We start from the raw sequence: 13,343 nt of genomic DNA on the forward strand, positions 1-13,343 counted from the left end.
CCCCCGGGGCGCGCGACGTTCCGGTCCAGCGGCCGCCCCGGAACCACCCCCCCCCTGTTCCGGGGCGGCCGACCCTCCTCCTCTTCAGGCACCCGCGCGGGACCGGCCGTCGCCGGCTTCCCGAGCGGCCTGTTCCAGCCGGTCCCGGTGGCGCTCCCACGCCGCCCGGTCGCCTTGCGGCACGCTGCTCGTGCGCGGTGTCAGGCCGACGCTCCCGTCGATGAGTTCACGCACGACGTCGGCGTGCCCGGCGTGCCGCTGGGTGTCGGAGATCACCCGCACCAGGACGTGGTGCAGGGTCACGTCCCGCCGTTCCTCGGGCCACCACGGCACCTGGCCGACGGCGTCCAGAGCGAGCTCCTCGACGGTGGCGGCGGTGTGCCGCCACGCCGCGCGGTAGAGCCCCGTGATCTCCTCGCGGGTCTCGTCCGGGGTGGCCCACATGTCCGCGTTCTCCTCGGGGTCGCGCGCGTACCACCAGGACGGCGGTTCCCCGTCGAAGTAAGGCCGCCCGAAGGTGTCCCCGAAGTACCCCAGCTCCACCCCGGCGACGTGTTTGACCAGCCCCAGCAGATTGGTGCCGGTCGGGGTGAGCGGACGGCGGACGTCGTACTCGGAGAGTCCTTCGAGCTTCCAGAGGAGCGCGTCGCGGGCGTCCTGGAGGTAGCGCAGCAGGTCCGCTTTCGGGTTCGGTTCCGTCATGCCGGGCAGTCTCGCACCCGGCACCGACATCGTGCCCCTCCGTGAGGGCGGGTGTGTGCTCGTGCCAAGCTGTGCCCCGTGCCGATCTCCGCGAACCGGGAACGTCCCGCGCTCATGGGCCCGGTCGTCCTCCTGCTCGTCCTGCCGGCGCTCGTCTTCGGCCTGATCACCTGGCAGGTCGTCGCGGACGGCCCTCTCGTCCGGCTCGACGAGCGCGCCGGCCGCCTCCTCGTGAACCCGGACCGCTGCTCCGAACTGCTGGCCGACCTGGGCAACGTCGGGGTCGCGGTGCCGGTGCTCGCCGTCGCGCTCGGGTACGTCGCCCTGCGGGCCCGCCGGGCCGGTGCGGTGCGCTGGTGGCTGCCGGTCGCCGCCGCGGCCCTGGTGATGGTCCTGGTCCCGGCGCTCGTCGTCCCGCTCAAGGAGCTCACGGACCGTCCGGGTCCTCCGGCCGTGCCGCCCGCGACCGGCTACTACCCTTCCGGGCACACCGCCACGGCCGCCCTCGCCTACGGCTCCGCGACCGTGCTGATGCTGCCCTGGCTCCGCACGGCACTCGCCCGCGGTGTGCTGCTCGCCGTCTGCGCCACCCTCGTCCTCGGGGTGAGCTACGGCCTGGTCCGGCGCGGCTACCACTGGCCGCTGGACGTCGTGGCCGGCTGGTGCCTGGGGGCGGTGCTGCTCACGGCGCTGTGGCTGTTCCTCCGGCGACGCGCGCGGGCGGAGCCGTCGCGCTAGGTGGTGTGCCGTCCCTGGACAGCACGCCCAGGTCATCGGTCACGCTGCTCCGTGGCCGGCGCAGCCGCCGCCTCGTGCATCGCCGGTTTCCAGCAGGGCCGGGTCCGTCAGCAGGCCCGAGCCGTCCGGGGGGGGACCAGCCAGCGGACACCGCCGGGCGAGGAGCGGTCCGGGTACGGCACGACGATCCAGGTGCCGGCGCCCGCGGTGCGGATGCCGGCGCCGAGCCAGCGGGCCGCGGTGACCGGCGGGACGAAGCACCCCATGCGGGCGTCCCCGAAGTCGACGAGCACCGGACCCGGCCGGTCGGGGACGCGGCTGAGCACGTCCAGCGTGGCGTCGCCGAGTCCGCCGGGCAGGACGAGCACGTCCCGGGCGCTCCCCGCCGGCAGGAGCGCCACCCCGATCGGGTCGCGCTCCCACTCCCGGCGGCAGGACCCGGGATCGGGTGCGACGGAGGAGAGCCACTCCACCGCCGTCATCGCCCGTGTCATCAGGAAGACCTCCTGTCCCTCTCGTGAAGCCCCGGTCTCGCGGGTGCGAGGACGTCACGAGGGAGTGAGGGCCGGTGCGGGGTCATTGCGCGGGTTGCGGCATCTCGTCGGAGTGAACCGGCTCACACCCCGCCGGTCCACCACCGCGTCAGCTGTCGAAGCCCAGCCCCAGCCGGTCCATGGTGCGCAACCAGAGGTTGCGCCGCCCGTCCTGGGCGTCGGCCCGGGCCAGGGACCACTTGGTGAGGGCGATGCCCGTCCAGGCGAAGGGCTCGGGCGGGAACGGCAGCGGCTTGCGGCGGACCATCTCCAGCCCGGTCCGCTCGGTGCGCTCACCGGACAGCAGGTCCAGCATCACGTCGGCGCCGAACCGGGTGGCGCCGACGCCGAGCCCGGTGTAACCGGCCGCGTAGGCCACCCTGCCCTGGTGGGCGGTGCCGAAGAACGCCGAGAAGCGGGAGCAGGTGTCGATGGCTCCGCCCCAGGCGTGGGTGAAGCGGACGCCCTCCAGCTGCGGGAAGCAGGTGAAGAAGTGCCCGGCGAGCTTGGCGTAGGTCTCGGGCCGGTCGTCGTACTCGGCGCGGACGCGGCCGCCGTAGGGGTAGACCGCGTCGTAGCCGCCCCACAGGATCCGATTGTCGGCGGACAGGCGGAAGTAGTGGAACTGGTTGGCGCTGTCGCCGATGCCCTGGCGGTTCTTCCAGCCGATCGACTCCAGCTGCCCGGCGCTGAGCGGCTCGGTCATCAGGGCGTAGTCGTAGACCGGGACGGTGTACGGGCGGACCCGCCGGACCAGGTTCGGGAAGACGTTCGTGCCGAGGGCGACGCGGCGGGCGCGGATCCGGCCGTAGGGCGTGCGCACGGCCATGCCCGGGCCGTAGGGCTTCAGGTCGAGCGCGGGGGTGTGCTCGTGGACGCGGACGCCCAGCCGCAGGCACGCCTGCTTCAGGCCCCAGGCGAGCTTCGCCGGGTGCAGCATGGCGACGCCGGTGCGGTCCCACAGGCCCGCGCGGAAGGTGGGTGAGTCCACCTGCTCCCGTACGGCGTCGGCGTCCAGGTACTCGACGCCGTCGGCCAGGCCCCGCCGGGAGGTCTCCTCGTACCAGTCGCGCAGTTCACGCGCCTGGTAGGGCTCGGTGGCGACGTCGATCTCGCCGGTGCGTTCGAAGTCGCAGTCGATGGAGTGCCGGGCGACCGCCGCCTCGATGGCGTCGAGGTTGCGGGCGCCCAGCTCCTGGAGCGTGTGGATCTCGTCCGGCCAGCGGGTGAGGCCGTTGGGCAGGCCGTGGGTGAGGGAGGCGGCGCAGAATCCGCCGTTGCGGCCGGAGGCGGCCCAGCCCACCTCGCGGCCCTCCACGAGCACCACGTCCCGTCCGGGGTCGCGCTCCTTGGCGTTCAGTGCCGTCCACAGGCCGCTGTAGCCTCCGCCGACGACCAGCAGGTCGCAGGTCTCGGAGGTGGTGAGGGCGGGTTCGGGGCGGGGCCGCCCGGGGTCGTCCAGCCAGTACGGGACGGGCTGGGCGTCGGAGAGCGAACGGGTCCACCGGTTCATGGCGCTCGGGGCCATGATGTCAACTCCCTACGGTCAGGCCTGTTGTCTGTTGCGGCGGTTCCCGACCGCCATGGACACGAGCACGAGCAGCACGGCGATGACGAACATGGCCGTTCCGATGACGTTGATCTGGACGGGCGTGCCGCGCTGTGCCGAGCCCCAGACGAACATCGGGAACGTGACGGTCGAGCCCGCGTTGAAGTTCGTGATGATGAAGTCGTCGAAGGAGAGCGCGAAGGCCAGCAGCGCGCCCGCGGCGATGCCGGGCGCCGCGATGGGCAGGGTGACCCGGACGAAGGTCTGGAACGGGCCCGCGTAGAGGTCCCGGGCCGCTTCCTCCAGTTTCGGGTCCATCGACATCACGCGCGCCTTGACGGCCGTGACGACGAAACTCAGGCAGAACATGATGTGCGCGATGAGGATCGTCCAGAAGCCCAGCTGGGCGCCCATGTTGAGGAACAGGGTGAGCAGCGAGGCGGCCATCACGACCTCGGGCATCGCCATCGGCAGGAAGATCAGCGAGTTCACGGCGCCGCGGGCGCGGAAGCGGTAGCGGACCAGCGCGAAGGCGATCAGGGTGCCGAGGAGGGTGGCGCCGAGGGTGGCCCAGACGGCGATCTGCAGGCTGACGGAGAGCGAGCCGCACAGCCCGGAGACCCCGCACGGGTCCTTCCAGGCGTCCAGCGAGAACTGCTGCCACTCGTAGTTGAAGCGCCCCTTCGGCTTGTTGAAGGAGAACACCGTGACGATGACGTTCGGCAGGAGCAGATAGGCGAGGGTCAGCAGTCCCGCGATGACGACGAGATGCCTCTTGAGCCAGTTGACGAAGGGCATTTAGACCAGATCCTCCGTCCCGGACCTGCGGATGTAGAAGGTGACCATGAGGAGGATGGCCGCCATGAGGATGAAGGACAGCGCCGCCGCCGTCGGGTAGTCGAGCACTCTGAGGAACTGCGTCTGGATCACGTTGCCGACCATCCGGGTGTCGGTCGAGCCGAGCAGGTCGGCGTTGACGTAGTCACCGGCCGCCGGGATGAAGGTCAGCAGTGTGCCGGAGACGACGCCGGGCATCGACAGCGGGAAGGTGACCTTGCGGAAGGTCGTCGAGGGCCGCGCGTACAGGTCCCCGGCCGCCTCGTGGAGCCGGCCGTCGATGCGCTCCAGCGAGGTGTAGAGCGGCAGGATCATGAACGGCAGGAAGTTGTACGTCAGACCGCAGATGATCGCCAGCGGGGTGGCCAGCACGCGGTCGCCGGCGGTCAGGCCCAGCCAGCTGGTCACGTCCAGGACGTGCAGCGTGTTGAGGGCGCCGACGACCGGGCCGCCGTCCGCGAGGATCGTCTTCCAGGCCAGGGTGCGGATCAGGAAGCTGGTGAAGAACGGAGCGATCACCAGGATCATGATCAGGTTCCGCCAGCGGCCCGCCCGGAAGGCGATCAGGTAGGCGAGCGGGTAGCCCAGCAGCAGGCACAGGATCGTCGCGGTGCCGGCGTAGAGCACCGAGCGGACGAACTGCGGCCAGTACTCCGACAGCGCCTCCCAGTACGTGGCGAAGTGCCAGGTGACCTTGTAGCCCTCCTCCAGGGAGCCCGTCTGCACGGAGGTGGAGGCCTGGTAGACCATCGGCAGCGCGAAGAAGACGAGCAGCCAGAGGATGCCCGGCAGCAGCAGCCAGTACGGCGTCCAGCGGCCCCGGCGCCTCGGGGGTTTCGTCCGCGGTGCCTGTGGGGCGAGGGGCGGTGGCGCCTCGGTGAGTGTCGACATCAGGCCGCCTCTTCCACTCCGGCGTCGGCGTCCTGGGCGGCGTCCAGGCCGAAGGTGTGGGCCGGTCTCCAGTGCAGGACGACCTCGGTGCCCGGCACCAGGCGGGGGTCGCGGTCGATGTTCTGGGCGTAGACCTCGAAGTCCGTGCAGACCGGGCTGTCGACGACGTACTGCGTGGAGACGCCGATGAAGCTGGAGTCGGAGATCCTGCCGGTGATGCGGTTGCGGCCCTCCGGGATGCCGCCGGCGTCGTCGGCGTGGGTGAGGGAGATCTTCTCCGGGCGGACGCCGACCAGCACCTTGCCGCCGTTCACCGCGGGTGCGGAGCAGCGCGCCTCGGGCAGGATGAGCTTGCCGCCGCCCGCCTTCAGCACGATCTCGCCGCCGCTCGCGGAGTCGACCTCGGCCTCGATGAAGTTGGACGTGCCGAGGAAGTTCGCGACGAACGTGGTGCGCGGGTTCTCGTAGAGCTCGGCCGGGGAGCCGAGCTGCTCGACGCGGCCGGCGTTCATCACGGCGACCGCGTCGGCCATGGTCATGGCCTCCTCCTGGTCGTGCGTGACGTGGATGAAGGTGATGCCGACCTCGGTCTGGATGCGCTTGAGCTCCAGCTGCATCTGCCGGCGCAGCTTGAGGTCGAGGGCGCCGAGGGGCTCGTCGAGCAGCAGCACCTTGGGGTGGTTGATCAGCGCGCGGGCCACGGCGACGCGCTGCTGCTGGCCGCCGGAGAGCTGGTGCGGCTTCTTGCGGGCCTGCTCGCCGAGCTGGACCAGTTCCAGCATCTCCTCGACCTGCTTCTTCACCGACTTCAGGCCGCGCCGGCGCAGGCCGAAGGCGACGTTCTCGAAGATGTCGAGGTGCGGGAAGAGGGCGTAGGACTGGAAGACCGTGTTCACCGGCCGCTTGTACGGCGGGAGCGCGGTGACGTCCTGGTCGCCGAGGAAGACGGTGCCGGCGGACGGTTCCTCCAGGCCGGCGATCATGCGCAGGGTGGTGGTCTTGCCGCAGCCGGAGGCGCCGAGCAGGGCGAAGAAGGAACCCTGCGGGACGGTCAGGTCGAGCGGGTGGACGGCGGTGAAGGAGCCGTAGGTCTTGGCTATGCCCGTGAGACGGACGTCGCCGCCGGGGCCGGTGGTGTTCGTCATGGTGGTCACGCCCCCGTCAGCTTCGCGAACTTCTCTTCGAACTCGGTCTCTTCCTTCGAGCTCAGCGAGCGGAAGGCGTGCGACTTGGCCGCCATGGCCTTGTCGGGGATGATCAGCGGGTTGTCCGCCGCGTCCTCGTCGATCTTCGCCAGTTCGGCCTTCACCCCGTCGACGGGGCACACGTAGTTGATGTACGCGGCCAGCTCGGCGGCGGGCTTCGGCTGGTAGTAGAAGTCGATGAGCCGCTCGGCGTTCGTCTTGTGCCGGGCCTTGTTGGGGACGAGCAGGTTGTCGGTGGACGTCATGTAGCCGCTGTCCGGGATGAGGAAGTCGATGTCGGGGCTGTCCGCCTTGAGCTGGACGACGTCACCGGCCCAGGCGACGCAGGCGGCGAAGTCGCCGCTGGTCAGGTCCGAGGTGTAGTCGTTGCCGGTGAAGCGGCGGATCTGGCCCTTGTCGACGGCCTTCTGCAGCCGGGCGATGGCGGCGTCGTAGTCGTCGGCGGTGAAGTTCGCCGGGTCCCTGCCCATGTCGAGCAGCGTCATGCCGACGCTGTCGCGCATCTCCGACAGGAAGCCGACACGTCCCTTGAGCTTGGGATTGTCGAGCAGGTCGGAGAGCGACCTCACCTCGACGCCGTCGAGGGCCTTCTTGTTGTACGCGATGACCGTGGAGATGCCCTGCCAGACGTACGAGTAGGCGCGGCCCGGGTCCCAGTCGGGGCTGCGGAACTGGGCCGACAGGTTGGCGTAGGCGTGCGGCAGGTTGCTCGGGTCGAGCTTCTGCGCCCAGCCCAGGCGGATGAGGCGGCCGGCCAGCCAGTCGGTGAGGACGATCAGGTCGCGTCCGGTGTCCTGGCCCGCGGCGAGCTGCGGCTTGATCTTGCCGAAGAACTCGTTGTTGTCGTTGATGTCCTCGGTGTACTTGACCTTGATGCCGGTGCGCTTGCGGAACTCCTCGAGCGTGGGGTGCCGTTTTCCGCTGTCGTCGACATCCATGTACTCGGTCCAGTTGGAGAAGTTCACGGTCTTCTCCTCGGCCGAGTGGTCCTGCGCCGAGACGCCGCCCTGCGACTGACCGGCCGCCGGGATGCCGCAGGCGCTCAGCGTCGCCAGTCCGCCGACCGCCAGTGCGCCGCCCGCGGAGGCGCGTAGCAGGGACCGCCGGGTGAGGGCGGCCCTGCCGTTGGTGAGACTGCGCCGCATGGCGGCCACTTGGGCCGCGGACAGGCGGTCGGGCTCGTACTGCTCCATGCGCGTGGTGCCCTTTCGGAGGGTGGGCGGCCGCGGGTCGGGCGGCCTGATACGGCTATCGATCCCCGAAGACGGTGCGGTGCCAGTCCTTCGCGGCCACCGCGGTGTTGTCGAACATGACGTGCTTGATCTGGGTGTACTCCTCGAAGGAGTACGCGGACATGTCCTTGCCGTAGCCGGAGGACTTGTAGCCGCCGTGCGGCATCTCGCTGATGATCGGGATGTGGTCGTTGACCCACACGCAGCCGGCCTTGATCTCGCGGGTCGCCCGGTTCGCCCGGTACACGTCCCGGCTCCAGGCGGAGGCGGCGAGGCCGTAGGGAGTGTCGTTGGCGAGGGCGATGCCCTCGTCGTCGGTGTCGAAGGGTAGTACGACCAGGACCGGGCCGAAGATCTCCGACTGGACGATCTCGCTGTCCTGGGCGGCGCCGGCGATCAGGGTGGGACGGTAGTAGGCGCCCTTGGCGAGCTCGCCGCCGGGTGCCTCACCGCCGGTGACCACGCGCGCGTAGGCACGCGCCCGGTCGACGAAGCCGGCGACCCGGTCGCGCTGGGCGTGCGAGATCAGGGGCCCGAGGTCGGTTCCGGCGGCGAAGGGGTCGCCGAGCCGGACGGTCTCCATGAGCGCCGCGGTCCGCGCGACGAACGCCTCGTACAGCGGTCGCTGCACGTACGCGCGCGTGGCGGCCGTGCAGTCCTGCCCGGTGTTGATGAGCGCGCCCGCGACGGCGCCCTGGGCGGCGGCCTCCGGGTCGGCGTCGTCGAAGACCACGAAGGGCGCCTTGCCGCCGAGCTCGAGGTGCAGGCGCTTGACGGTGGCGGTGGCGATCTCGGCGACCCGCCTGCCGACGGCGGTGGAGCCGGTGAAGGAGGCCATGGCCACGTCGGGGTGGCCGACGAGGTGCTCCCCGGCCTCCTTGCCGGTGCCGGTGACGATGTTGACCACACCGTCCGGGATCCCCGCGTCCGTGGCCGCCTGGGCGAAGAGCAGCGAGGTCAGCGGGGTGAGCTCGGCGGGCTTCAGCACGATGGTGTTGCCCGCCGCGATCGCCGGGAGGATCTTCCAGGCGGCCATCTGGAGGGGATAGTTCCAGGGCGCGACGGAGCCGACCACACCGATGGGCTCGCGCCGGACGTAGGAGGTGTGGTCGCCGGAGTACTCACCGGCGGACTGGCCCTGGAGGTGGCGGGCGGCACCGGCGAAGAAGGCGGTGTTGTCGATCGTCCCGGGGACGTCGAACTCGCGGGTCAGCTTCAGCGGCTTGCCGCACTGCAGGGACTCGGCGCGGGCGAAGTCCTCGGCCCGCTCGGCGAGGACCGCTGCGAACCGGTGCAGGGCGTCGGACCGCTCGCCGGGGGTGGCCCCCGCCCACTCGGGGAAGGCCGCGCGGGCGGCGGCGACGGCCCGGTCGACGTCGGCCGTGCCCGCCAGCTCGTAGGTGAGGACCTCCTCGCGCGACGCCGGGTCGAGGACCGCGTGCGTCCGGCCGGAGGTGCCCTCGGCCGGGCGGCCCGCGATGAACTGCGCGCCCGCCGCGAAGCGCTCCTCGGCCGGGAATCGGTCCGGGGTGGCAGTGCCCGGATGGTGCATGTCGCTCTCCTCCGTGTCCCCATGAGGGTCCCGGCGTGGCTCAGGCTCGAATTGAGTGCCGATCCTGGCAGAGGGACGGCAGGCCAACAAGGGATTCCGTTGTTTAGTTTTGGTTACGCGACGGAATCTGTCGACCAGGTGTCGAGTCCCCCGCGAAAAGGCGGGACGCTGTGTCAGTGGTGCGTGCCAGACTTGCGTGCATGGTGGAGATCACGGGGGCGATCGGCTCGCGGGAAGCCCTGATCAGGGCCGTTCACGCGGGCGCGAGGATCAGGTATCTGCGGTTCTGGGGGCATCGGCCGCTGCCGGACGGCCGGATCGGGGCGAGCTGCCTGAGCCAGTGGTGGCCGGCGCCGTTCTCGGTGGACGGCGTGGAGTACGCGACGGCCGAGCACTGGATGATGGCGGCCAAGGCCCGGCTCTTCGAGGACGCGGCGGCGGAGCGGTCCGTGCTCGCCGCCGGGGATCCCGCCGGGGCGAAGAAGGCGGGGCGGCTGGTGCGCGGCTTCGACGAGACGACGTGGCGGCGGGAGCGCTTCCGGATCGTCGTCGAGGGCAGCGTCCACAAGTTCGCCGCGCATCCCCGGCTGCGGGAGTATCTGCTGAGCACGGGCGACCGGGTGCTGGTGGAGGCCAGCCCGGTGGACCGGATCTGGGGCATCGGACTGGCCGCGGACGACGAGGCGGCCGGAGATCCCGAGCGGTGGCGCGGTCCGAACCTGCTGGGCTTCGCGCTGATGGAGGCCCGGGAGCGGCTGCGGGCTGCCGGGGCATGAGTGAAGGGCCGGTGCGGGACCGGCCCCCTCGGGGAACGTCCGTTCAGGGACCGGCCCTCACGGACATCCGTTCAGGCGGCCGCGCCGAGCCCGCCCATGATGCCGGCGAACAGCAGGAACCCCAGCAGCGGCAGGATCACGGTGGCGATGATGCCGCAGACCAGGCCGGCGGTCGCCGCGCCCTTGTTCGTGGCCTCACCACGGGTGGCCTTGCCCCGGCCGATGGCGCCGAAGATGATCGCGAGGATGCCGAGGATCACGCCGAAGAACCACAGCAGGAAGGTCACGCTGCAGACCACGCCGATGATGCCCAGCACCAGACCCGTGGTGCCCATGCCGTTGCTCGGCTGCGCCGGGGGCATCCCGTAGCCCGGGGGCTGCGGGTAGCTGACCGGCGGCGACGCCGGGTAGCCGGGGCCGCCCTGGGAGTAGCCGTACCCCGGGCCGCTCTGCTGCGGGAAGCCGTGGCCGGGGGCCGGCTGCTGCGGCGGCTGGGACGGCGGGCCGAAGCCACCGGGCGCGGGATTGGTGTTGGACATGACGAACTCCCCTCCGTTGGTCAGACCAGGGAATCGTAGTGGCCGACTCCCCCACGGTGTACGGGTGTTTCAGCGGTGGAGGGGCACGGTGGCCACGGGAGCCCGGGCTCCGTAGTACGGGTCCTCGTCGTAGCTGTCGTCGTTGTTGATCGCGGCCGTGATGCCGACGGCGATCAGCACGATCACCACGATGCCGAGGATGATCCCGATGATCCCCATGATCAGACCCGCCTGCGCCTGACCGTGGTTGGTGGCGATGCCGGCCTCGGCGCGCTTGCGGCCCTTGATGCCGAAGACGACGGCGAGGATGCCGGTGACCAGCGAGACCACGCCGTACATGCAGAACAGGGTGCAGGAGACGATGCCGAGCACCATGGCGGCGATGCCCAGGCCGTTCTGCGGGGCCGGGGGCATCCCGGGCCAGCCGTAGCCCGTCTGCGGGTAGCCGGGGTAGCCGTAGCCGCCCGTCGTCGCCGGGCCCGTGGGGGCGACCGGCGGGGGCGGGACCGCCTGACCCGGGCCGGTGCCGTCGTAGGAGGGCGTGCCGGCGGGCGGCGTGAAGCCCAGGCCGGGCATGGAGGTGACGGTGGCCTGGTCGTGCACGGACGGCGGACGCGGGGCCGGGTTCTCGTCGAGCGAGGGCTTGCTCCCCGGAGGCGCCCACGGGTCGTGGCCGCCGCCGGCGTCCGGCTGCGTCGGGTCCGTCATCGGTGCATCCCCCCTGGATCGGTCGTGCCGCCATGCTAAGGGGCGGGGCGGCCGGGGCCACAGGGCGGGGGCACCGGGGGTCGGCCGGACTCCCGCGGCCGTCCCGCGTCGCGGTGCGGTCCCGTACCCCCGAAGGCACGCGACGGCCACCGCATACGATGAATCCGAGTGACCGATCAGCCGATCACCCGCGCCCGCCGGCCCCGCGCCGTCCGGGGCGCCGTCCGGGGAGGAACCCTTGACCGAGCATCTCGTCGACCCCCATGCCCCTCGCGACCTGAAGGCGTTCGTCGCCGGCCTGCCCAAGGCCGAACTCCACGTGCACCACGTGGGCTCCGCCTCCCCCCGGATCGTGTCCGAACTGGCCGCCCGGCACCCGGACTCCAAGGTGCCGACCGACCCCGAGGCGCTGACCGAGTACTTCACCTTCACCGACTTCGCGCACTTCATCGAGGTGTACCTGTCGGTCGTCGACCTCATCCGCACCCCGGAGGACGTCCGGCTGCTCACCTACGAGGTGGCCCGGGACCTGGCCCGCCAGCAGGTGCGGTACGCGGAGCTGACCATCACGCCGTTCTCCTCCACCCGGCGCGGCATCGACGAGCGGGCCTTCATGGACGCGATCGAGGACGCCCGCACGGCGGCCGAGACCGAGTTCGGGACCGTGCTGCGCTGGTGCTTCGACATCCCCGGCGAGGCGGGCCTGGAGGCGGCCGAGGAGACGGCCCGGCTCGCCACCGACGACCGGCTGCGTCCGGAGGGGCTGGTGTCCTTCGGGCTGGGCGGGCCCGAGGTCGGCGTGCCGCGCCCGCAGTTCAAGCCCTACTTCGACCGCGCGATCGCGGCCGGACTGCGCTCCGTCCCGCACGCCGGGGAGACCACCGGCCCGGAGACGGTGTGGGACGCCCTGACGCATCTGGGGGCCGAGCGCATCGGGCACGGCACCAGCGCCGCGCAGGACCCGAAGCTGCTGGCGCACCTCGCCGAGCGGCGGATCCCGCTGGAGGTGTGCCCCACCTCGAACATAGCCACCCGCGCGGTGCGCACCCTCGACGAGCACCCGATCAGGCAGTTCGTGGAGGCCGGGGTCATGGTGACCGTCAACTCCGACGACCCGCCGATGTTCGGCACCGACCTGGAGAACGAGTACGCCGTCGCCGCCCGGCTCCTCGACCTCGACGAACGCGGCCTGGCCGAGCTGGCGAAGAACGCCGTCGAGGCGTCCTTCCTGGACACGGCGGGCCGGGCCCGGATCACGGACGAGATCGACGCCTACACCGCGGGGTGGCTCGACCGGTGACGTCCATGGCGGAGCGGCCCGCGCGGACGGTGACCGCCGTGGCCCACCGGGGCGACCCCTACCGGTATCGGGAGAACACCGTCGCCTCCCTGCGTTCCGCCCTCGCGCGGGGCGCGGACGCGGTGGAGATCGACGTTCGGCTGACCCGCGACGGCGTGCCCGTGCTGCTGCACGACGCGACGCTGAAGCGGCTCTGGGAGCTGGAGCGGCCGGTGCTCGCGCTGTCCTGCGAGGAGGTGCGCGGGCTGACCGGCGGCGGGGTGCCCACCCTGGCCGAGGCGCTGGCCGCGACCGGCGGGCACCGGGTGATGGTCGACCTGCCGGGCTCGCCCGACGTGCGGGCGGTGCGCCGGGTCGTGGACGTCGTACGGGAGTCCGGGGCGGCCGACCGTGCGTACTACTGCGCGGGCGCCGGCGCCATGCTCGCCGTGCGCGCCGCGGACCCGGCGGCCGAGATCGCCCTCACCTGGACGACGCTCGCCCCGCCGCGGCCCGCGCTGCTGGAGGCGATCCGCCCGCGCTGGCTCAACTACCGGTTCTCCCTGGTGGACCGGCCGCTCGCCGACCGGGTCCACCGCGACGGCTGCCTGCTGTCCGTCTGGACACCCGACACCCGCCGCTCCATGCGCAGGCTGCTGGCCGCGGGCGTGGACTCCATCACGACCAACCGCGTCGACGTGCTGCGCGCCGCGCGCGCGAGCGCCATGGCACCGTCGCCTGACTGGCCCGGGCCGCGCGGGTGAGGTGCCGCGGCACCGTCTCGCCGTCCGTGCCGGTGCCG

At 71.8% G+C, this 13,343-nt stretch carries 13 protein-coding genes and 1 pseudogene; 4 read left to right on the forward strand and 10 right to left on the reverse strand.

Translation table 11 applies throughout. The features are described from left to right. Positions 1–84: 84 nt before the first annotated feature. Positions 85–702: a DinB family protein gene (locus tag ACFW6P_RS25515; RefSeq protein WP_386359735.1), complete on the reverse strand. Its 618-nt coding sequence runs from the start codon at positions 700–702 to the stop codon at positions 85–87. A gap of 78 nt (positions 703–780) precedes the next feature. Between ACFW6P_RS25515 and ACFW6P_RS25520 the strand changes: the two genes are divergently transcribed. Beyond that, on the forward strand, positions 781–1,440 hold the full coding sequence (locus ACFW6P_RS25520; RefSeq protein ID WP_386359737.1) for a phosphatase PAP2 family protein: 660 nt from the start codon (positions 781–783) through the stop codon (positions 1,438–1,440). A gap of 32 nt (positions 1,441–1,472) precedes the next feature. Here ACFW6P_RS25520 and ACFW6P_RS25525 read toward each other — a convergent pair. From ACFW6P_RS25525 to ACFW6P_RS25555, 7 genes and pseudogenes are all read right to left on the reverse strand, one after another. Beyond that, positions 1,473–1,934 (reverse strand): annotated as a pseudogene (locus ACFW6P_RS25525) (hypothetical protein). Between the two features lie 148 nt (positions 1,935–2,082). Beyond that, a complete protein-coding gene (locus ACFW6P_RS25530) occupies positions 2,083–3,501 on the reverse strand; it encodes an NAD(P)/FAD-dependent oxidoreductase (protein ID WP_386358366.1) in 1,419 nt (472 codons plus the stop codon). An 18-nt stretch (positions 3,502–3,519) separates the two neighbouring features. Continuing rightward, positions 3,520–4,320: an ABC transporter permease gene (locus ACFW6P_RS25535; RefSeq protein ID WP_386358364.1), complete on the reverse strand. Its 801-nt coding sequence runs from the start codon at positions 4,318–4,320 to the stop codon at positions 3,520–3,522. Then, positions 4,321–5,250 carry an ABC transporter permease gene (locus ACFW6P_RS25540; RefSeq protein ID WP_386358362.1) on the reverse strand — a complete coding sequence of 310 codons (930 nt, stop codon included), beginning with the start codon at positions 5,248–5,250 and terminating at the stop codon, positions 4,321–4,323. Next, positions 5,250–6,395, reverse strand: a complete 1,146-nt coding sequence (locus ACFW6P_RS25545) for an ABC transporter ATP-binding protein (RefSeq protein ID WP_386358372.1) — start codon at positions 6,393–6,395, stop codon at positions 5,250–5,252. Before ACFW6P_RS25545 ends, ACFW6P_RS25540 begins: the two co-directional genes overlap by 1 nt. 5 nt (positions 6,396–6,400) lie before the next feature. After that, entirely contained in the window at positions 6,401–7,648 is a 1,248-nt protein-coding gene (locus ACFW6P_RS25550; RefSeq protein ID WP_386358360.1) for a spermidine/putrescine ABC transporter substrate-binding protein, read from the reverse strand. Positions 7,649–7,703: 55 nt separating this feature from the next. Then, positions 7,704–9,239, reverse strand: coding sequence for a gamma-aminobutyraldehyde dehydrogenase (locus ACFW6P_RS25555; RefSeq protein WP_386358358.1), 1,536 nt, complete (start codon positions 9,237–9,239; stop codon positions 7,704–7,706). A gap of 200 nt (positions 9,240–9,439) precedes the next feature. Between ACFW6P_RS25555 and ACFW6P_RS25560 the strand changes: the two genes are divergently transcribed. Continuing rightward, complete coding sequence (locus tag ACFW6P_RS25560) at positions 9,440–10,015, forward strand: NADAR family protein (RefSeq protein WP_386358356.1); 576 nt, start codon at positions 9,440–9,442, stop codon at positions 10,013–10,015. Between the two features lie 71 nt (positions 10,016–10,086). Here the strand turns inward: ACFW6P_RS25560 and ACFW6P_RS25565 are convergent, their stop codons facing one another. Next, the gene (locus ACFW6P_RS25565) at positions 10,087–10,554 is read right to left on the reverse strand and encodes a DUF4190 domain-containing protein (RefSeq protein WP_386424914.1); all 468 of its coding nucleotides are present in this window, start codon (positions 10,552–10,554) and stop codon (positions 10,087–10,089) included. Positions 10,555–10,623: 69 nt separating this feature from the next. Continuing rightward, positions 10,624–11,262 carry a DUF4190 domain-containing protein gene (locus ACFW6P_RS25570; RefSeq protein ID WP_386358352.1) on the reverse strand — a complete coding sequence of 213 codons (639 nt, stop codon included), beginning with the start codon at positions 11,260–11,262 and terminating at the stop codon, positions 10,624–10,626. A gap of 238 nt (positions 11,263–11,500) precedes the next feature. On the opposite strand from ACFW6P_RS25570, the gene ACFW6P_RS25575 reads away from it, so the two are divergent. Both ACFW6P_RS25575 and ACFW6P_RS25580 read left to right on the forward strand, forming a co-directional pair. Continuing rightward, positions 11,501–12,562, forward strand: coding sequence for an adenosine deaminase (locus ACFW6P_RS25575; protein ID WP_386424917.1), 1,062 nt, complete (start codon positions 11,501–11,503; stop codon positions 12,560–12,562). A gap of 5 nt (positions 12,563–12,567) precedes the next feature. Next, a complete protein-coding gene (locus ACFW6P_RS25580; protein WP_386424919.1) occupies positions 12,568–13,305 on the forward strand; it encodes a glycerophosphodiester phosphodiesterase in 738 nt (245 codons plus the stop codon). Positions 13,306–13,343: the final 38 nt, after the last annotated feature.

The sequence above is a fragment of the Streptomyces sp. NPDC058741 genome, from assembly GCF_042746715.1.
Taxonomy (GTDB): Bacteria; Actinomycetota; Actinomycetes; order Streptomycetales; family Streptomycetaceae; genus Streptomyces.